Genomic DNA, 18075 nt, shown 5'->3' with positions numbered 1-18075 from the left:
AGTATACAAAAAGCCCCAAATTAACTGTATAAAAAACTACGGTTTGCTGACATTTTCCGTAAACTTACTGCCTCACCACTCCTCATCAACTGAGATTATCCTTCGGAAAGAGATCAATTGTCGAAATTAGCTGTATACTGTATACATATTGATGATTGCCAATTTAAGATCAATTCGCCAGTATGAGTGAGTCGGAACCGGTAACTGCGATTATTTCGCGACGGATTAAAGTGGGGTGCGAGTCTAAATTTGAGGGTTTGCAGGAAAAGATGGGATATGCAGCGAGTCAGTTTCCAGGGTTTCAAGGGATTACGGTAATGCGTCCAAGTAACCCAAAAAATCCAGAGTATGCGATTATTTTGCGTTTTGACTCCTACCCTAGTTTAGTGCAATGGCAAAACTCGCCCATCCGAAAACAGTTATTGCAACAAGTAGAAGCACTCAGCATTGGCGAAAGTCAAATTTACCAACAAAAGGGATTAGAACTGTGGTTCACGCCAAAAACCCCCACTAGCCCTCCCCGCTATAAGATGGCGACTTTACTTGCGGGAACAGTATTTACATTAACGCAGTTGCTTGCCCCACAACTACAGCGTCTTTTAAGGGTGTTCCCTTTACCTGCATTGTTGCGAGATTTTTTGGTGGTTTGCATTCAGGTAAGTTTAATTACTTATTTTATTTTGCCTACCCTAACCCGTGTGCTGTCGCCTTGGCTTTTTGGACAGCCTCAAGATCGAGAAAAATAACCAAAATTGATGATTTTAGGAGGTTTTAACTTGTCTTCATCGGTTGGACTAGTGCGATCGTCTTCTCTGTATCAACAAGCCTATCAAACGCTTCGTCAGAGGATTCTCAACGGAGAATTTTTCCCAGAACAGCGTTTAGTGGAAACACAACTGGCTGAGGAGTTACAGGTGAGTCGAACTCCCATTCGGGAATCATTACGACAACTGCAACGAGAAAATCTGATTACAACTGATCACAAAGGAGGATTAATTATTCCGAGGTTATCCCCAGAGGATGCGCGACAGCTTTACGATTGTCGTCTCGCTTTAGAATTACTGGCTGTGCAGGAAGCCTGTTATTTAGGAACAGCCGAACAGTTAAAAAATGTTGGGGCTTGGGTGATTCGTGCAGAAACCTTACTCGCGATCGAGGATGCTTCTGAAGTGACGCGATCGGAGTTACTAGAAATTGATTATAGCTTTCACCGCGCGATCGCGCAGAGTAGTGGCAATGATCATCTTTTAGAGTTATTGGTTCGTGTTTTTGATCAAATGACCCTCTTAAGAGTCCAAACCACCGAGAAAAAACCCGATGTTTTAGAAATCCGTAGCGAACACCGCAAAATCTATGAAGCCTTGTTATCTAGGGATGTATCAATAGCACAAGCTGCCATTAAAGACCATTTGGAAGCGAGTAAAGATCGGGTTGCCAGTCTTTTACAGTGACCAGTGAGCAGTGACCAGTGACCAGTGATCAGTGATCAGTGACCAGTGACCAGTGACCAGTAATCAGTGACCAGTGACCAGTAATCAGTGACCAGTGACAAAATAACAAATAACAAATGACTAATAAAAGAGATTTTATCGGATATGGATCGCAACCACCTGATCCGCAATGGCCCAATCAGGCGCGGCTTGCCGTGCAATTTGTGATTAACTATGAAGAAGGGGGAGAAAACTGCATCCTCAATGGCGACTCCCATTCTGAGGCGTTTCTTTCTGAAGTGATCGGCGCTGTTCCCTTAAAAGGGATGCGAAACCTGAATGTAGAATCTTGTTATGAATATGGTTCTCGGGCTGGGTTTTGGCGGTTACATCGCCTCTTTACTCGCTATAATCTCCCTGTAACCGTCTATGCAGTTGCAATGGCGCTAGAACGTAATCCAGAGGCGGCCAAAGCAATGACAGAAGCAGGGTGGGAAATCGCCAGTCATGGCTATCGCTGGATTGATTATCAGTATTTTACTGAGGAGTTAGAACGAGAACACCTCAAACGCGCGATCGCGATTCATAAAGAAATTACAGGAAGCCGTCCTCTAGGCTGGTACACTGGGCGCAATAGTCCTAACACTCGCCGTCTTGTGGTAGAAGAAGGGGGCTTTCTCTATGATTCTGATAGTTACGCCGATGATCTCCCGTATTGGGTGGTAGAAGGAGGAAAACCGCATTTAGTTATCCCCTACACCCTTGATAACAATGATATGCGTTTCGCCACTGCACAGGGGTTTAACTCTGGGGAACAGTTTTTTACCTACTTGCGAGATGCGTTTGATACTCTCTACGCTGAAGGCGAGTATGCACCGAAAATGATGAGTATTGGTTTACATTGTCGCCTCGTTGGTCGTCCCGGACGGATGGCAGCCCTAGCCCGTTTTCTAGATTATATCGGACAGCGCGATCGCGTTTGGGTTTGTCGTCGGGTAGATATCGCTAACCACTGGCGACAAAACCATCCCTTTAATAGTGACCAAGTACCCTGACAGTAATCAGTGACCAATGACCAATGACCAGTGACCAATGACCAATGACCAATGACCAATGACCAATGACCAATGACCAGTGACCAGTGACCAATGACTAATGACTAATGACCAATGACCAATGACCAATGACCAATGACCAATAACTAATGACCAATGACCAATGACCAATGACCAATGACCAATGACCAATAACTAATGATGAATCATTGAATTTTTATAAGCAACCCAACCGCCAAAATGAGAAATATCTGGCCACTTTTCTTGCTCAATTAATTCGCGAGGATAGAGCATCGCGATCGCGCTTTCTCCTCCTGCTAAATAAACCGTCTCTGGATACATATTCGGCGGCTCTTGTGAAAGTAAATATTCATAATCATCATCGCTCATTTCGTAAACTTCTCCAAGAATAGAAATTCCCCCCGTTTCTACCGCATAAATCCCAGGATGCCAACCGTCTTTAACTGCGTGTAACCTATACTTAGGAAGAGTTTTAGCTTCTTTCACAAATTTTGCCCCACGTAAATTTTTGTTATCTGGCTGCCCTCGCAACGCCGACCCGCAAATAAAAACTTTCTTCATTTTTTGTCACATTAAATACAAAATCATTACTTATCTTTTTATAGCATTAAATAGAGTTTGAGTGCAAATATATTGATCTAATTTTTGAGAAACTCGGGATTAAAATAAGCAAAAACTGATTTTAAAAAACGATGGAATCCAGATTAACAATTAATGAAAATCGCTTTTTACGCAGCATCGAAGAACTCGCTCATATTGGCGCCCTTCCCGATGGCGGGATTCGACGCATCGCATACACCGAAGAAGACATCAACGCCCGCCAACAGGTAAAATCTTGGATGGAACAAGCAGGAATGACCGTGCGGGTGGATACTGCGGGAAACCTCATCGGTCGTTATCCTGGAAAAGCAGACAACGCCCCTGCTTTAGCCACTGGTTCTCATATAGATACAGTTCCTCGCGGTGGTCGTTATGATGGGGCTTATGGGGTTCTCGCTGGCCTCGAAATGGTGCGAGTGCTTCAGGAACGAAACCTTTATCTGAATCATCCTTTAGAAGTTATCGTGTTTACCGATGAAGAAGGAAGCATGATCGGTTCAAAAGCGATCTCAGGAAGTGTCATCAATGATCTCGCTTGCTACCGTCGAGATGATGGCACAGACATTTATACTTGTTTAGAGCGTGTGGGCGGACGATGGGAAAACATTGATCAAGCCCGACGGGATGCCCAAGATTTAGCCGCCTTTGTAGAATTGCACGTAGAACAAGGACCCGTTTTAGAAACCGCCGAAATGACCATTGGTGTTGTTAAAGGAATTGTGGGTCAACGCCGATTTACGATCGCGATAGAAGGAGAAGCAAATCACGCGGGAACCACTCCCATGAAGGGGCGACGAGATGCACTTTTAGCCGCTGCTAAACTCACCCTCGCCATTAATGAAATTGCCAACTCAGGGGGGGAACAAGTCGCCACAGTGGGACGCATCCAAGCCTATCCCAATACGGTGAATGCAATTCCAGGTTTGGTGGAAATGAGTTTAGATATTCGAGACTTATCCAGTGAACATTTAGATAACTTATTAGGAACATTGCGCGATCGCGCCGCTATCATTGCCACTGAAACAGGGACAAAAATCGGAATGCAACCCATGCTCAACGTAATTCCCGCCGCCGCCCAATCTCATATTCAAGCAGCGATTACAAAAGCCTGTGAGGACTTAAAATTAAGCCATACCCGTCTCTTAAGTCGCGCCAGCCACGATGCCCAAGAAATGGCAAAAGTGACCGATATGGGCATGATTTTTGTTCCCAGTGAAGCAGGGTTAAGTCATAACGCAGAAGAATACACTTCTCCAGAAGACTGTGTACATGGGGCAAATGTTTTATTACAGACAATGATCGAACTCGATCGCCACTATGGAGTCTCTGGAAAAATGCGATCCGTACAAGTCGCTACCCAATCTTATCAATCAGAGGAATCGAAACGATGAGTCAACCCACCCAAGAAAAACCCGTCTCTGGAATTCCAGCTTATTTCGAGTTTGAGCGCCTAAAAACTGACTTCAAAACAGAAATCGTTGCGGGCTTCACAACCTTTATGACAATGGCGTATATTCTCGTAGCTAATCCTGGGATTCTCTCCAATGCCATCTTTTTAGAAGAATCAGGAGACCTCTTTGGAGAACTCGCCATCGCCACTGCCGTTTCCGCCGCGATCGCCACCTTCATCATGGGATTTTATGCCCGTTTTCCCTTCGCATTAGCCCCAGGGATGGGATTAAACGCCTATTTTGCCTTTTCGGTGGTTTTAGGAGAAGGAATCCCCTGGCAAACCGCCCTCGGCGCCATCCTCATCGAAGGAATTATTTTCATTGTCCTCACCGTTACCAATGTTCGCACCCTCGTTGTTAACGCCATTCCCCAATGTATTAAATCCGCCACCACAGCAGGAATCGGGGCTTTTATTGCTTATATCGCCCTGCAAAGCGCTGGACTGATTACCAACTCAGAAGCCACTTTAACCACTTTCGGCAATCTTGCCACTCCCGAAGCGGGAATTGCCATCATTGGGATATTTATGACCGCCGCTTTAGTGGAATGGTTGCAAGGAGGACTTTTATGGGGTATCCTCGGAACGGCTTTAATTGCCTGGGTTGCAGGTGTTGCGCCTTGGCCCAGTGGCATTATTGGCTTTCCGAGCATTCCCTCTCATTTATTTGGACAAGCCTTTGTGGGATTAACTCAGATTTCTCCCGAAACCATTGGCGAACTATTAACTGTCTTATTTGTCTTCTTATTTGTTGACTTCTTTGACACGGTAGGAACAGTGACAGGTTTGGGAATGCGAACCGGTTATATTGATGAAAATGGCAACTTTCCGAGGGTGAATCGGGCTTTACTCGCTGATGCTGTGGGAACATTTGCTGGGGCTATTTTGGGCACTTCTACCGTTACCAGTTATATTGAGTCTGCTTCTGGGGTTGCAGAAGGGGGAAGGAGTGGTTTTACCGCAGTGGTGACAGGAAGTTTGTTTCTTTTATCCATTTTGTTTATTCCTCTCTTCTCAGCCATTCCCGCATTAGCCACCGCACCTGCTTTAATTATTGTTGGGGTTTTGATGGTGGGGAGTGTGCGGGATATTCAATGGGATGATATTGCCGAATCAATTCCCGCGTTTCTAACGATTATTTTAATGCCTTTAACCTACTCGATCGCGGATGGTCTCGCAGCGGGTTTAATCTCCTATCCTCTCATTAAACTCTTTCAAGGAAAAACCGAAGACACTCCCCTAGTCATTTGGATCATCGCCGCCGCTTTTATTATTAAATTTATCTTAGAAGCCTAGTCCATAACCAATAACAAAATGTCAACCTTACTGGTAAAAAATATCCATACCCTTGTAACAATGGATGACCAGCGCCAAGAAATCAAAAACGGCGCAATTTTGGTTCAAGATCATGTCATCATGCAAGTGGGAGCTACCTCTGATCTCCCTGATACAGCAGACGAAATTTTAGACTTGAAGGGGCGCCATATCGTCTTACCTGGACTGATTAATACTCATCATCACTTTGTCCAAACTCTCACTCGCGCAGTTCCAGGAGCGCAAAATAGCACGCTTTTTGGCTGGTTACAAACCCTTTACCCGATCTGGGGAAACTTAACCTCCCAAGGAGTTTATTATAGTTCCCAAATGGCAGCCGCTGAATTAATGTTATTCGGTTGTACAACCGCTAGCGACCATCTCTACATCTATCCCAATGATTGTACCCTTGATGATCAGATTCAGGGGGTTAGAGAAATCGGACTTCGGTTTCATGCTAGTCGCGGTAGTATGAGTGTCGGAGAAAGCCAAGGCGGTTTACCGCCAGATTACTTGGTAGAGAAAGAAGCAGATATTCTGCAAGACTCTCGCCGTGTTATTGAAGAGTATCACGATAACTCCCCTCATGCCATGTTACGGATTACGATCGCGCCGTGTTCTCCATTTTCTGTAACAGAAGACTTAATGCGAGAATCGGCAGCCCTAGCGCGATCCTATCCAGGAGTAAGATTACACACCCATCTCGCGGAAAATAAATCCGATGTGGAATACAGTCTCTCTCATTACGGTAAAATCCCAGGAGACTACGCCGAAGCATTAGGATGGTTAGGGGAAGATGTGTGGCACGCCCACTGTGTTCAACTCAGCGATCAATCCATTGACAAATTTAGTCGCACAAAAACAGGCGTGGCTCACTGTCCTTGTAGTAATATGCGCTTAGGGAGTGGTATCGCTCCCATCCGTAAAATGCTGGATCAAGGGGTTTCTGTGGGCTTAGGAGTGGATGGTTCAGCTTCTAATGATAGTGGTAATCTTTTAAATGAAGCTCGCAGCGCCCTGTTATTAGCCCGTGTGGGCGCAGAAAATGCAGGAGTCTTAACCGCTCGTGAAGCTCTAGAAATTGCCACGGTAGGCGGGGCAAATGTTCTCGGCAGGGATGATATTGGCTCTATTGCCCCAGGGATGTCAGCAGATTTTATTTCATTTAATCTCGATCGCGCTCACTTGGCAGGCGCTCATCATGATCCAGTCGCCGCCATCCTTTTCTGTCATTCCGCACCAGTGGATTACAGTTTTATTAATGGCAAAAAAGTAATTGACAACGGTCATTTAACCACCATTGATCTTAACTTTTTGGTTGAGAAAACGAATCAAATATCAAGGAATTTGATAGAAAACACCTGAACTACCCCACTCAAGCTGAAGCTGTGACAATTTGTAATCCAGAAAACTTAAACGATCATAATGCGGATTTTTATAACAGGTGGTAGTGGCTGTATTGGTCACTATCTAGCAGAGGAATTAATTCACAACACTAACCACGAACTCTTTTTTTTAGTACGAAATCCTGCTAAAATTCAGTTTGATTCGGAAGCGCGATCGGGGGTGACAATTCTTAAAGGTGACTTAGAAAATATTGCTCAATTTCAAGAATTACTCAAAACGATCGATGGAGCAATTTTAGCGGCGACCATCTGGGGAGGAACACAAGAAACCTTGAGAATTAATGTTGATAAAACCCTCGAATTGTTAGACTTACTTGCTCCCGAAACTTGTCAGCAAGTGATTTATTTTTCCACAGCCAGCATTCTCGATTATCATCATCAACCCTTACCAGAAGCGAAAGAACTGGGAACTGATTATATTCGATCGAAATACCAATGTTATCAAAAAATAAAACAGCATTCGATCGCTTCTAAACTAAGTATTGTCTTCCCCACTCTAGTCTTAGGAGGAGATCAAAATCAACCCTATTCTCATGTTTCTGCTGGACTTCCAGAAGTAACAAACTGGGTCAATATTGCGCGTTGGATTAAAGCAGATGGCAGTTTTCATTTTATCCACGCCAAAGATATCGCCATCACTGTCAATTATTTAATTCATCATCCATCCCGAAAGGAGAAAACACGAGAAATCGTTTTAGGAAGTGCCAAAATTACCGCCAATCAACTCATCGAAAATTTATGTTCTTACTTAAATAAACCCATTTATTTTCGGATTCCGTTATCAATTGCTTTAGCTAACTTTCTGATTTTTATCTTTCGTATTGAGATGGCACAATGGGATCGGTTTTGTCTGCAATATCGGCATTTCAGCCACGAAAACCCAGTCAATCCCGAAACCTTTGGCTTAGAAACTTATTGTCCTAGCCTAAACGATGTATTTAAACAACACAATGTTTAAGGATTAGTTGATTCTGCTTTTTAACCAACGCTGAAAAGAAGAATTACTTTCACCACTTTGTCTTCCTGCTAACAAACCTTCAACACCAATATGTTCATCTAAATCAATCCATTCGATCGCATAACCCTCTCCCAAAAGTTGCCAGTTTTGTCGTTCTTCTTGAGAAGCGTGTAGCAGTCGGGGATACCAAGATAAGGGAACAGTTAAACTTCGTCCATCAATTAAATCCACTACCAAATTGTCATTAGTCATTTTGATTTCTTTCGCAAGGGGTTCTTTTTCAAGTGTCAAAGTAGTCATACCATCCCTCTAACAGTGTTTGTTTGTGTTCTTCTACCAGCTTAGTAATAGAATTTAATTCCTGCTGTTTAAATCCTCGATTCTTTGCCAAAGAAACGGGATCAAGCCAAAACTTAGCCAATTGTTGATCGCGCTTTACATGAATATGAGTAGGTTCACCTTGATCAGAACTGAAAAAGATAAAACTGTAAGGACCAACTCTTAAAATTGTGGGCATTGTCAAAAACGCTGTTTATCAGTATTCTAGTTTAGCCTAAAGTAGCAGGGTCTTAGTTTGTCTCTAATAACCCAATGATGATTTGCTAGAAATATTAAATAGGAAATAATGGATAATACATGGCAAACTATACAAAAGCAACCCACTCTCAAACGAGACAACAATGGCGCGAAGAAATTACGGCGCTACCGTCTTGGCTAAAACGCCCCATTGGCAATGCAAGCGATATCTCAACTGTTCAACAAGTCGTTAAACAGCGCGATATTCACACTATCTGCGAGGAGGGGCGCTGTCCCAATCGCGGAGAATGCTACAGTAATAAAACGGCAACGTTTCTGTTGATGGGAGCAACCTGTACCAGAGCTTGTGCATTTTGTCAAGTGGATAAAGGTCACGCCCCCATGATGCTTGATCCAGAAGAACCGCAAAAAGTGGCGGAGGCGATCGAAGCGTTAGGTTTAAAGTATGCTGTGTTAACCTCGGTGGCGCGAGATGACCTCGAAGATGGCGGTGCGAGTTGGTTTGTCAAGACCATGAAAGCGATTCGAGACCGATCGCCCGCAACGGGAATTGAAGTATTAACCCCCGATTTTTGGGGAGGAAAAGATTCCCAGCAAAAACAGCGCGATCGCGTGGCGACAGTAGTAGCAGCGCAACCCGCTTGTTATAACCATAATGTGGAAACCGTTCCCCGTTTACAAGGTCCCGTCCGTCGCGGCGCAAAATACGATCGATCGCTCGAAGTTTTAAGAATTGTAAAAGAAATCAACCCTGAAATCCCCACCAAATCAGGTTTAATGTTAGGACATGGAGAAACCGAAACGGAAGTAATTGAGACGTTACAAGACTTACGGGCGATCGACTGCGATCGGGTGACACTGGGACAATATATGCGCCCTTCCCTAGAACACCGCCCTGTGCAAAAATATTGGACACCAGAGGAATTTGATCGTCTCGGCGCGATCGCGCGGGAAATGGGATTCCATCACGTTCGATCGGGTCCGCTTGTGCGAAGTTCCTATCATGCGGGAGAAACGGATTAACTCTGGTTATCAAATACTGTCACTTAACAACGTAGAGGAGAATCATAACCATGGCAGAAACTTCAACTAAAAAAATGCCAGTTCCCCAATCTGGTCAACCCCCCTATCGCTTTCGTACTTTCTGGGCTTTAGTGTTATTAGTGGGTAATCTCATTGTCGCTGGGATTTATTTCCACGTTCTCAACTTATAAACGCCGTTTATCTTCTTGTTCCCCCCTTACCAAGGAGGGTTAGGGGGGATAAAGCTGATAATTGGTGTTGGGTTTCGCTTCTCTCCACCCAACCTACTTTTTCTAAAATCAGAATTATATCTGTTCGACGATCGCGCAAGGAGGAAATAAGCCTTTATTTGGATTGATCTTGAGCAACGTCGCCCTCAAAATGCACCTCAAGCTATAACTTTAAATCTTCCTCAATGGATGCTAGAAGCGATCGATCAACAAGCGCAACGCTTAGGAGTCACTCGCGAGTCCATCTCCCCCATCTCCCCCATCTCCCCCATCTCCCCCATCTCCCTTGTCTCCCCCATCTCCCTGATCTCCCCCATCTCCCCCATCTTCCCCATCTCCCCCATCTCCCCCATCTCCCTCACAAGTGGGACAATTGGGGGCAGAATCAGGTAATCACTGCAATATAAAGAAATCTAAAGTTACAATAAGAGATGTAAAGTGCGACACGATGTTGCATTTCGAGAGTGAGTCCCTCAGAAAGACTCTACCCAAGTGTGCATGGGTATTCCCGCTCCCAACTGCGTTGCTGGTAACGGCAGGGTGGAAAGCAGGGAGTTAAGTGTAACCATACCCTGAGTATGACTCGCCAGAAAGGGAACAGGTGCTAGGGAAAGCTCAATATGGTGAACGAAAGTGAAGTGTTCTATGAGCCGTCGTTATCTTAGTCCCTGTAAGCTAAGGTTAAGTGCCGAGCGAGTATTAAAACAGGGTTGATTAGCCACGAAAGCGAGAGCAAGTATGTGGGTTGTCAAGGGCAACGGTTGGGAGTCTCCCCCAAAGCTGGAGTCTCAAAGGTTTATCCCCTTTACATGGATAGACTAGCACACCATAACACCCTCGGCGGAAAGAACACCACCTAAGTTGAGCGCATCTCTCAAATGTGAAACGTGATAAGCCCATTGGGGTCTGGTTTACCAGTAGGCTAACCGTAAGGAAGGCACAATTCCCTAGTGGGTATAGGACAGTCCAAAAAGCGAATGCCGTCTGCTGATTCCGTGCAGTTTCTTGTCTGATAACCTGATTTCGGATAACTGATAGTTGGACTTGGTTCAAGCAGGAACACGAAAGCAAGAGGAAAGCCCTTCGAGGTATAACTCGACGGATAGGGGTTCAAAATTTGCCCTACCTGAAAGGGAAGCTAACTTGGACACGGGTGAATCTGTTACTTAGTACCAAAAAGTGACGTTGCCTTAAGACCGCAGGAAAAGTTAGATGCAGTAATGCAAACGTAACTGTGGGAGGAGTCGAGCCTATCCAATTGGAGGTTTAACCCCAGGTGACTAAGAGACGTAAGGGAAGGTCTGGTTTGCTTGAGCCGTATGCGGTGAAAGTCGCACGTACGGTTCTGAGGGGGGAAAGAAGCCGAACGTCTTTTCTGGTAAAGTCCTCTTATGCGTACAGGATGAAAATCTGAACCGATAACTGTCTCGGTGAAAGGCTAATACAAGAAGTCGAACGGATGGAAACCCCAAGGCGGTTTGAGACGTGATAGTTTAGATATAAGGCTTCGACCTACCCGACTAAATAAAGCGTTTGTTACACTCAGTCCTGATCCCCAGAAAAAGAGAACTAAACTCTCTAATTAGGACGACAGGATGTAACAGTTTACCTACTCGCCTCAGCAGAAAATTGCAGTATTAAATTGGTTGGAACAAATTTGTTATGACTAGCCTGACACAAACTTCCCACCCCAAATCCGATCGAGAAATTTCCGCTTGGATTCGTGGTTTATTGACCGTTGCTTGGGCGGATGGAGACTTTGACTTAGAAGAAAAACATCTCATTACCAAGATTACCAGAGAAGAATTAACCCCAGATGTTGAATTAAGTAAGGTTGATTTAATTAGTCCTGAAGAATTAGCCCAAGTCCTGGGAAATGACAAAAAAGTTGCCGAAAACTTCCTCCGTACAGCAGTCATGGTCGCCGTCGCTGATGGAGTGTATTCTCGACCCGAAGCCGATCTTTTGAAATCCTTTTGTCAAGCACTCAACTTAGAAGTTCAGGCGCTCAAAACCCTCGAACATACCCTTGATGAAAAAGAAGTCGAAACCCCAGGCGCAACCCTCTCTCTTCAAGATGAACAAAAACAGGATCATCCAGATCATCCTCACTCTGATCTCCTCCAACCGGTTCGAGATTGGTTAGATGGGATGGATGTGGAAGACCCTCGCATTGCCAGATTTATCTGTAAGTTAGTTCCTCCTCAATGTCCATTTGAGCGCGATATTAAACTGTTTGGTCACAAATTAGTTCATATTCCGCCGTTATGTAAACTTAACCCTCTTTATGAACAGTTAGTGGGGTTACGGTTTCGCGCTTTATCTTTCCTTGCTGATGACTGTAAGGAAGATGTTTCTAAGTATTGTTAAGGTTTAATTGTTTGGCGTATTTTTGAATCTCAGTAATGGAAAACAGGGCTTGAAACTTGATTCCTTTTTCTTGATAAAGCTCTTTTCCCCCCTGTTCTCGATCGACAATTGCTAAAATCTCAGTCACTTCATAGCCCACCGTTTGCAATTGTTCCACCGCAAACAGCGCCGAATTGCCAGTGGTGACAACATCTTCTAAAACCACTACCTTCGCTTTTGAGGGTAGTTTTTTTCCTTCTAGATAAGCATTTGTCCCGTGTCCTTTCGGCTTTTTACGGACGATAATCCCCGAAAGCGGGCGATTTTCGTAAGCAGAAACCACTGTCACCGCACTGACGAGGGGATCAGCCCCTAAAGTGAGTCCAGCGACAGCTTCGATTTCATCGGGAAGAAGAGAGAAAAAAAGCTGTCCGATGGCTAATGCTCCCTCAGCGCTGAGAGAAACGGGTTTCCCATTCAAATAATAAGCGCTTTTTTGTCCTGAAGATAAGGTAAAGTCTCCCTCTTGATACGCTTCTGTGGCTAGAAGATGTAACAAGGTGGCTCGGAATTGCTCTAAATTTTGATCCTTTGCTGGTGTCAATCGTTTTTTGTGATTTAGTAACTTGTCAATTATCCAACTAAGCCCGATCGTAAGGCGCGTACCGCCGCTTGCGTGCGATCGTCAGCACAGAGTTTATTTAAGATATTGCGAACGTGAGTTTTAACTGTTCCGACGGTAATATAAAGTTTCTGGGCAATTTCCGCATTGCTTGCCCCTTCTACGATTAATTCTAAAACTTCTAACTCTCTTTCCGTAAGCGGATAGGCTTCTACTAACTGATCATATTCTGGTTCAGAAGCACTAATTTGTCGAGTTTTTGCGGGATCATTTTCATCAGCAGGAATCGTTTTCGCTTTAGAAATCACCACCCGCGCGATCGCTGGATCAATCCAAGAACTGCCATCTTTTGTCACCCGCAATGCTTCTAAAAGCAGATCAAAGCTGATATCCTTCATACAATAAGAATCCGCTCCCGCTGCAAACGCCGCCAAAACATATTCTTCCGTATCTTGGAGCGTCAGAATCAGGATTTTTACCCCTTGTAGCGCCTTATTTTCCCTCTGTAACTGCTTTAAGTGGCTGGTGAGTTCAATCCCATCCATATCGGGTAAGCCAATATCGACGATCGCCACATCTGGCTGTTTTTCCTCAATTAACGCTAACCCTTGTTTTGCATTAACCGCTTCCCCTAAAAACTCGACTTCATCCCGTTGTTCTAGCGCAGTGCGAATACCAACGCGAGTCAAATCATGGTCTTCAATTAAAATGACTCTTATTTTGCTCATCGCTTCCCGTTTTTGGCGTATGTGACAATGGTAATCTCTAACCTGATCGGTAGATTTGCAAAAATCATATCATAGTTCTCGATTAATTAGCGATAGCTTGCCACTCTCACACTTAACTCCCCTTCACGAGGATCATGAGTAAAAATGAAATAGCCACTTTTCTTTTCTCCTGCGGCTAAAAAAGAAATCTCTTGTTCTCCCACTTCCAAATCTTCTGGAGAATCAATGGTCAAAGAGGCGATCACCTGTACCGACTCAGCAAAGTTACCGCCAGTATTTTTCAGGGTAAACGGCTGATAATATTGTCCTTCGCGGATTTCTACGGCGGCTTGCGGTTCAACCTGCAAAATGGGAGGAGACTGCTGCGATAATAGCCAATCGTACAAAATCAGTCCGATTAAAGCCAGAAGAATCAAGCTACTGATGATAAAAGTAATCCATTCCGCACAATTTCGCTTCGGTGGAGATTCTGAAGAGGTATCTGTTGATTCTGTTACCATTGCCTTTACCTCAGATGACTAAACGACCGGCTGCACCCCCGATCGAAGCTGGCAATCCTAAGACTAGGGTATCACTTAACCATTCTTGCCAAGGGTCATCGAAACTCAGTTGTTGGAAAAACCATAACATCAGCGCCGAAGCCAACAAACACACCAAATAACAAATTAAGGTTTCATTCATGGGATTTTGCAATAATCCCTGTTGTTGACGACGCTCTTTTTGGTCGGTTAAACCAGCGACAAAAACGATACAGTAAGAAAGCACCAAGGAAGCGAACATAATTAAGAGTAGCCACAACGGAGACATGGACGCAGATAATAGGGAAACTTCTTCTGTGGGTGCGATACTAAAGGCAATAATCAACGCTCCGATGAGGGTAGCATCGAGATCAGCTAAAAAAGCAGGAAAGACGCGATCGGCTAAGGAAGAGCGCAATTTATGAACTTTACGAGGAGCGCGATCGCCCTTTAAAGTAGAACGGGCTAAAGCCACTCCCAGCGAAAACGGGATACATTCAAACACCAGTTTTCCTAGAGTTTCATTGAGAGGAGTTTCCAACGTAATGCGACCAATTAAAAGCAACGCCAACAGAGCGCAAATAATCCCAATTGCCATTGATTCCACTGTTTCCATAAACGCATCAATGAGGCGAATTTCTAAAGCAGTACGAAATCCCTCACTTTGATTCAGGAAATAAATCACAAAAAAAGTCATTCCCAACGCCGATAACATCCAAAGGGGAGTCGTGCTAGAACCAATCCACCACACCTCAACGGTATAGAGTAAAGGCATCCCGAAGAGAAAGCCCCCAGACGCACCGCGTAGAAGGTTGAGTAATTCCGTTTGCCAAATCGAAGATTGAGAATTTAATGTCATATGAAATACTCTCATGGTTGCTACAAATAAAGTTCACCAAGTTCCCCCAAGTTTGGGGGTTAGGGGGCTGGTGTTATGTAGCAAAGTTTTTTCAATTTAATGTCATAGATCGATCGCGCTTTGTCAAGAGGAGTTAAGTTAAACTATAGTATGCTGTGTGCGACACGAGTCTGGTTTGCTTGAGCCGTATGCGGTGAAAGTCGACGCACGATTCTGAGGGGGGAAGGAGACCAAGATGTTATAATCAAGGTCTCTGACCTACCCGACTATTTGGTTGGGAAAATTAAGCTATAATTGATGACTCCTTTACCCAGTGATCGTCCTCAAAAGCTGTCTTTGGGACCCTTAGAACGAGAGATTTTAGAAATTGTATGGGCGTTGGGTTGTGTTTCGGTGAAAGCGGTTCACGATCGAATTTTAAGCGATCCCGATCGAGAGTTAGCTTACACTTCGGTGACGACGGTTTTACAACGGTTAACGAAAAAAGGTTGGCTCACTTGTCATAAACAAAAACGTGCTTTTTATTGGCAAGCGAAACTTACCAAAGAACAAGCACAAGCACTCACCGCTTATGAACAGTTAAATAAGTTTTTAGCGGTCAGTGATCCTGATTTAGTCGCCTCTTTTGCCGATCGTCTCGATACTGCTAGTTTAGAACAAATCGACGCGATCGCTGCGCGTTTAAGAGCAATTCGCCAACAACGGGAGGAAAGTGAATAATGCACACAATAATGATTGTGATTGGTCTTTTCGGTGCTGTGATCATTCGTTGCGCTCGATCGCCTCAAGGGTTAAGCTATACCCAACGCTGGCAACAGACGCTGTTTTATTTTCTGTTTCCCCCTCTCCTCTTGTTGATGACAGCCATGGCGGTATTTTGTATGGGAACACAGGGGAGAATGTTGGGATTAGAAACGGGTTATTGGAGTTATGGACTGACGTTAGGATTTTTAGGCAGCGCGATCGCAGTTCTCTGCTGGCAATTTGATCAGGGGGCGCGATCGAGCCGAAAACTCTCTCAATATCCTACTACTTCCATCAGCGATTCGATCGCCCATATTCTCCCCACTTCCCTTCCTTATAGCGCTCAAATCGGCGGTTGGAACTCGAAACTGGTGATCAGTGAAGGACTTTTTTCCCTCCTCGACAGCGCCCACCTTAACGCCGTAATCGCCCATGAAAAAGCACATCTTTATTATCGAGATACCTTTTGGTTTTTCTGGTTAGGTTGGCTGTATCGAATCACCGCTTGGCTACCTAATAGTGCCGCCCTTTGGGAAGAATTACTATTATTACGAGAACTCCGCGCCGATTGGAAAGCAACTCAAACCGTTGATTCACTGTTGCTGGCTGAATCTTTAATTACGGTTGTGAACTATACGGTACAGTATCCACAAGTCGGTTGTGCCGCTTTAAGTTGTACCGCGAACAAAAGCCGTTTAGAAGAACGGATTGAGGCTCTAATCAACGAAGAAGAAGTGGTCGCGCCGCCTGTGGTAACTTTAGGAAAAGAATTAGTTTGGGCGTTAACCCCTTTAATTACAATGCCTTGGCATCAATGTTAGTTTGATCAGTGACCAGTGACCAGTGACCAGTGACCAGTGATCAGTGATCAGTGATCAGTGATCAGTGATCAGTGATCAGTGATCAGTAACCAGTGATCAGCTTGCCCTGAGCACTTCGACAGGCTCAGTGTTCCACCTGTCGAAGGGTGATCAGTGAAGCGTCAAGATTGGGTGAACTTTGACCAGACTTTTGTCGGTAGTCCCCAAATATAGATAAATCCTTCTGCTGCTTTATGATCAAACTCATCTTCTGAGCCATAAGTCGCTAAATCTGAAGCATACAAAGAATTTTCAGATTGACGACCAACAATCATCGCATTCCCTTTAAATAATTTTAGTCGTACTGTTCCCGTCACTCGCTCTTGGGTTTGCTGAATAAATCCTTCTAAAGCCTGTTTTAAGGGACTGTACCATAAACCACGATAAATCAGTTGGGAGTAGGTGTCCTCGATACCGCGCTTATATTGGGTAACATCGGCGGTAAGGGTGAGACTTTCTAAGTCACGATGGGCGAGAATGAGTGCCAGTAGTGCTGGCGCTTCATAAATTTCTCTTGATTTGATGCCAACCACTCGGTTTTCGATCATGTCGATGCGACCAAAACCATGATGTCCAATTTGTTCGTTTAAGGTTTCAATTAGTGCCACTGGTTCATATTTAATTCCATTGACACTGACAGGTATTCCTTTCTCAAAACCAATATCAATATATTCCGCCTTGTCTGGGGTTTCCTCGATCGAGCAAGTCATGCTATAAACTTCTTCAGGGGGTTCAACCATGGGGTCTTCTAAAGCACCCGCTTCGATACTTCGTCCTAAAAGATTTTGATCAATACTGTAGGGAGAGGATTTTTTTACTGGGGCTTCAATCCCAAATCGTTCCCCATAAGCAATGGCATCTTCTCGACTCATTCCCCATTCTCGCGCCGGAGCAAGAATTTTTAAGTCTGGATTTAAAGCCATAATGGAAACATCGAAACGGACTTGATCATTTCCTTTTCCCGTACAACCATGAGCAACCGCATCAGCGCCATGTTTCGCGGCCGCTTCCACCAGCATTTGTGCAATTAAAGGACGAGCTAAAGCCGTAGAAAGAGGATAACGATTTTCATATAAAGCATTAGCTTGAATCGCAGGAAACGCGAACTCTCTAACAAAACGTTCTACTCCATCTTCAACCAAAGAAGTGGAAGCGCCCGCCGTAAGTGCCTTTTCTTTAATTGGATTTAAATCTTCTCCCTGTCCGAGATCAGCAGCGAGAGTAATCACTTCTTTCACTCCCCATTCTGCCTTGAGATAGGGAATACAAACAGAGGTATCAACTCCCCCAGAGTAAGCCAGTATAACTTTTTCAGCGCGACCCATATTAAATTTTCCGATAAACGACTAATTGGTCATTCTAGCGGTTTCT

Annotated in this window: 22 protein-coding genes; 12 read left to right on the top strand and 10 right to left on the bottom strand. The window is 44.4% G+C overall.

Annotation, left to right across the window (positions count from 1 at the left end; translation table 11 throughout):
* The first annotated feature begins 182 nt into the window (after positions 1-182).
* The 3 genes from DACSA_RS18155 (at position 183) to puuE (ending at position 2485) form a co-directional block, all read left to right on the top strand.
* Complete coding sequence (locus DACSA_RS18155; RefSeq protein WP_015228199.1) at positions 183-746, top strand: hypothetical protein; 564 nt, start codon at positions 183-185, stop codon at positions 744-746.
* A 30-nt stretch (positions 747-776) separates the two neighbouring features.
* Positions 777-1451: a GntR family transcriptional regulator gene (locus DACSA_RS02130; RefSeq protein ID WP_232225163.1), complete on the top strand. Its 675-nt coding sequence runs from the start codon at positions 777-779 to the stop codon at positions 1449-1451.
* Positions 1452-1567: 116 nt separating this feature from the next.
* Positions 1568-2485 carry an allantoinase PuuE gene (gene puuE / locus DACSA_RS02125; protein WP_015228197.1) on the top strand — a complete coding sequence of 306 codons (918 nt, stop codon included), beginning with the start codon at positions 1568-1570 and terminating at the stop codon, positions 2483-2485.
* Between the two features lie 6 nt (positions 2486-2491).
* Here puuE and DACSA_RS18735 read toward each other — a convergent pair whose 3' ends face one another.
* Both DACSA_RS18735 and DACSA_RS02120 read right to left on the bottom strand, forming a co-directional pair.
* Positions 2492-2677: a hypothetical protein gene (locus DACSA_RS18735; RefSeq protein WP_071880277.1), complete on the bottom strand. Its 186-nt coding sequence runs from the start codon at positions 2675-2677 to the stop codon at positions 2492-2494.
* A 3-nt stretch (positions 2678-2680) separates the two neighbouring features.
* Positions 2681-3067: an allophanate hydrolase-related protein gene (locus tag DACSA_RS02120; RefSeq protein WP_015228196.1), complete on the bottom strand. Its 387-nt coding sequence runs from the start codon at positions 3065-3067 to the stop codon at positions 2681-2683.
* 131 nt (positions 3068-3198) lie between these two features.
* On the opposite strand from DACSA_RS02120, the gene DACSA_RS02115 reads away from it, so the two are divergent.
* Genes DACSA_RS02115 through DACSA_RS02100 form a run of 4 tightly spaced genes read left to right on the top strand, consistent with a single transcriptional unit; the run spans position 3199 to position 8234 of the window.
* A complete protein-coding gene (locus tag DACSA_RS02115) occupies positions 3199-4497 on the top strand; it encodes a Zn-dependent hydrolase (RefSeq protein WP_015228195.1) in 1299 nt (432 codons plus the stop codon).
* Entirely contained in the window at positions 4494-5852 is a 1359-nt protein-coding gene (locus DACSA_RS02110; RefSeq protein ID WP_015228194.1) for an NCS2 family permease, read from the top strand. Before DACSA_RS02115 ends, DACSA_RS02110 begins: the two co-directional genes overlap by 4 nt.
* Positions 5853-5870: 18 nt before the next feature.
* A complete protein-coding gene (locus DACSA_RS02105) occupies positions 5871-7235 on the top strand; it encodes an 8-oxoguanine deaminase (protein WP_015228193.1) in 1365 nt (454 codons plus the stop codon).
* A gap of 60 nt (positions 7236-7295) precedes the next feature.
* Positions 7296-8234 carry an NAD-dependent epimerase/dehydratase family protein gene (locus DACSA_RS02100; protein WP_015228192.1) on the top strand — a complete coding sequence of 313 codons (939 nt, stop codon included), beginning with the start codon at positions 7296-7298 and terminating at the stop codon, positions 8232-8234.
* A 3-nt stretch (positions 8235-8237) separates the two neighbouring features.
* Here DACSA_RS02100 and DACSA_RS02095 read toward each other — a convergent pair whose 3' ends face one another.
* Both DACSA_RS02095 and DACSA_RS02090 read right to left on the bottom strand, forming a co-directional pair.
* On the bottom strand, positions 8238-8534 hold the full coding sequence (locus DACSA_RS02095; protein ID WP_015228191.1) for a DUF2442 domain-containing protein: 297 nt from the start codon (positions 8532-8534) through the stop codon (positions 8238-8240).
* On the bottom strand, positions 8515-8751 hold the full coding sequence (locus tag DACSA_RS02090; RefSeq protein ID WP_015228190.1) for a DUF4160 domain-containing protein: 237 nt from the start codon (positions 8749-8751) through the stop codon (positions 8515-8517). The genes DACSA_RS02095 and DACSA_RS02090 overlap by 20 nt, the downstream gene beginning before the upstream one ends.
* A 119-nt stretch (positions 8752-8870) precedes the next feature.
* Between DACSA_RS02090 and lipA the strand changes: the two genes are divergently transcribed.
* Both lipA and psaX read left to right on the top strand, forming a co-directional pair.
* Complete coding sequence (gene lipA, locus DACSA_RS02085) at positions 8871-9794, top strand: lipoyl synthase (RefSeq protein WP_015228189.1); 924 nt, start codon at positions 8871-8873, stop codon at positions 9792-9794.
* A 50-nt stretch (positions 9795-9844) separates the two neighbouring features.
* Positions 9845-9985: a photosystem I protein PsaX gene (gene psaX, locus DACSA_RS02080; protein ID WP_015228188.1), complete on the top strand. Its 141-nt coding sequence runs from the start codon at positions 9845-9847 to the stop codon at positions 9983-9985.
* A 245-nt stretch (positions 9986-10230) separates the two neighbouring features.
* Here psaX and DACSA_RS21920 read toward each other — a convergent pair whose 3' ends face one another.
* On the bottom strand, positions 10231-10386 hold the full coding sequence (locus DACSA_RS21920; protein WP_232225161.1) for a hypothetical protein: 156 nt from the start codon (positions 10384-10386) through the stop codon (positions 10231-10233).
* A gap of 1300 nt (positions 10387-11686) precedes the next feature.
* On the opposite strand from DACSA_RS21920, the gene DACSA_RS02075 reads away from it, so the two are divergent.
* A complete protein-coding gene (locus DACSA_RS02075) occupies positions 11687-12394 on the top strand; it encodes a Mo-dependent nitrogenase C-terminal domain-containing protein (RefSeq protein ID WP_015228187.1) in 708 nt (235 codons plus the stop codon).
* Here the strand turns inward: DACSA_RS02075 and pyrE are convergent.
* The 4 genes from pyrE to DACSA_RS02055 form a co-directional block, all read right to left on the bottom strand.
* On the bottom strand, positions 12381-12977 hold the full coding sequence (gene pyrE / locus DACSA_RS02070) for an orotate phosphoribosyltransferase (protein WP_015228186.1): 597 nt from the start codon (positions 12975-12977) through the stop codon (positions 12381-12383). The genes DACSA_RS02075 and pyrE overlap by 14 nt on opposite strands.
* A 29-nt stretch (positions 12978-13006) precedes the next feature.
* Positions 13007-13723: a response regulator gene (locus DACSA_RS02065; RefSeq protein WP_015228185.1), complete on the bottom strand. Its 717-nt coding sequence runs from the start codon at positions 13721-13723 to the stop codon at positions 13007-13009.
* Between the two features lie 86 nt (positions 13724-13809).
* Positions 13810-14223 carry a TIGR02588 family protein gene (locus DACSA_RS02060; protein ID WP_015228184.1) on the bottom strand — a complete coding sequence of 138 codons (414 nt, stop codon included), beginning with the start codon at positions 14221-14223 and terminating at the stop codon, positions 13810-13812.
* Positions 14224-14233: 10 nt separating this feature from the next.
* Positions 14234-15115: a TIGR02587 family membrane protein gene (locus DACSA_RS02055; RefSeq protein WP_232225159.1), complete on the bottom strand. Its 882-nt coding sequence runs from the start codon at positions 15113-15115 to the stop codon at positions 14234-14236.
* Between the two features lie 282 nt (positions 15116-15397).
* On the opposite strand from DACSA_RS02055, the gene DACSA_RS02050 reads away from it, so the two are divergent.
* Together DACSA_RS02050 and DACSA_RS02045 are read left to right on the top strand one after the other, a co-directional pair.
* Positions 15398-15820 (top strand): BlaI/MecI/CopY family transcriptional regulator, encoded by a 423-nt coding sequence (locus DACSA_RS02050; RefSeq protein WP_015228182.1) that lies wholly within the window; start codon positions 15398-15400, stop codon positions 15818-15820.
* Complete coding sequence (locus DACSA_RS02045; protein WP_015228181.1) at positions 15820-16665, top strand: M56 family metallopeptidase; 846 nt, start codon at positions 15820-15822, stop codon at positions 16663-16665. The genes DACSA_RS02050 and DACSA_RS02045 overlap by 1 nt, the downstream gene beginning before the upstream one ends.
* Positions 16666-16826: 161 nt before the next feature.
* Here the strand turns inward: DACSA_RS02045 and DACSA_RS02040 are convergent, their stop codons facing one another.
* Positions 16827-18029, bottom strand: coding sequence for an argininosuccinate synthase (locus DACSA_RS02040; RefSeq protein ID WP_015228180.1), 1203 nt, complete (start codon positions 18027-18029; stop codon positions 16827-16829).
* Between the last annotated feature and the right edge of the window lie 46 nt (positions 18030-18075).

The organism is Dactylococcopsis salina PCC 8305, assembly GCF_000317615.1.
In the GTDB taxonomy this organism is placed as follows: Bacteria; Cyanobacteriota; Cyanobacteriia; order Cyanobacteriales; family Rubidibacteraceae; genus Halothece; species Halothece salina.
Note: the sequence above shows the minus strand (reverse complement) of the source record. Positions and strands in the feature narration are given on the sequence as shown.

Coding starts and splice junctions, on each gene's coding strand:
- DACSA_RS18155 (WP_015228199.1), top strand. CDS start 183: ATGAGTGAGTCGGAACCGGTAACTGCGATTATTTCGCGACGGATTAAA.
- puuE (WP_015228197.1), top strand. CDS start 1,568: ATGACTAATAAAAGAGATTTTATCGGATATGGATCGCAACCACCTGAT.
- DACSA_RS02120 (WP_015228196.1), bottom strand. CDS start 3,067: ATGAAGAAAGTTTTTATTTGCGGGTCGGCGTTGCGAGGGCAGCCAGAT.
- DACSA_RS02115 (WP_015228195.1), top strand. CDS start 3,199: ATGGAATCCAGATTAACAATTAATGAAAATCGCTTTTTACGCAGCATC.
- DACSA_RS02110 (WP_015228194.1), top strand. CDS start 4,494: ATGAGTCAACCCACCCAAGAAAAACCCGTCTCTGGAATTCCAGCTTAT.
- DACSA_RS02105 (WP_015228193.1), top strand. CDS start 5,871: ATGTCAACCTTACTGGTAAAAAATATCCATACCCTTGTAACAATGGAT.
- DACSA_RS02100 (WP_015228192.1), top strand. CDS start 7,296: ATGCGGATTTTTATAACAGGTGGTAGTGGCTGTATTGGTCACTATCTA.
- DACSA_RS02095 (WP_015228191.1), bottom strand. CDS start 8,534: ATGACTACTTTGACACTTGAAAAAGAACCCCTTGCGAAAGAAATCAAA.
- DACSA_RS02090 (WP_015228190.1), bottom strand. CDS start 8,751: ATGCCCACAATTTTAAGAGTTGGTCCTTACAGTTTTATCTTTTTCAGT.
- lipA (WP_015228189.1), top strand. CDS start 8,871: ATGGCAAACTATACAAAAGCAACCCACTCTCAAACGAGACAACAATGG.
- psaX (WP_015228188.1), top strand. CDS start 9,845: ATGGCAGAAACTTCAACTAAAAAAATGCCAGTTCCCCAATCTGGTCAA.
- DACSA_RS02075 (WP_015228187.1), top strand. CDS start 11,687: ATGACTAGCCTGACACAAACTTCCCACCCCAAATCCGATCGAGAAATT.
- DACSA_RS02065 (WP_015228185.1), bottom strand. CDS start 13,723: ATGAGCAAAATAAGAGTCATTTTAATTGAAGACCATGATTTGACTCGC.
- DACSA_RS02060 (WP_015228184.1), bottom strand. CDS start 14,223: ATGGTAACAGAATCAACAGATACCTCTTCAGAATCTCCACCGAAGCGA.
- DACSA_RS02055 (WP_232225159.1), bottom strand. CDS start 15,115: ATGAGAGTATTTCATATGACATTAAATTCTCAATCTTCGATTTGGCAA.
- DACSA_RS02050 (WP_015228182.1), top strand. CDS start 15,398: ATGACTCCTTTACCCAGTGATCGTCCTCAAAAGCTGTCTTTGGGACCC.
- DACSA_RS02045 (WP_015228181.1), top strand. CDS start 15,820: ATGCACACAATAATGATTGTGATTGGTCTTTTCGGTGCTGTGATCATT.
- DACSA_RS02040 (WP_015228180.1), bottom strand. CDS start 18,029: ATGGGTCGCGCTGAAAAAGTTATACTGGCTTACTCTGGGGGAGTTGAT.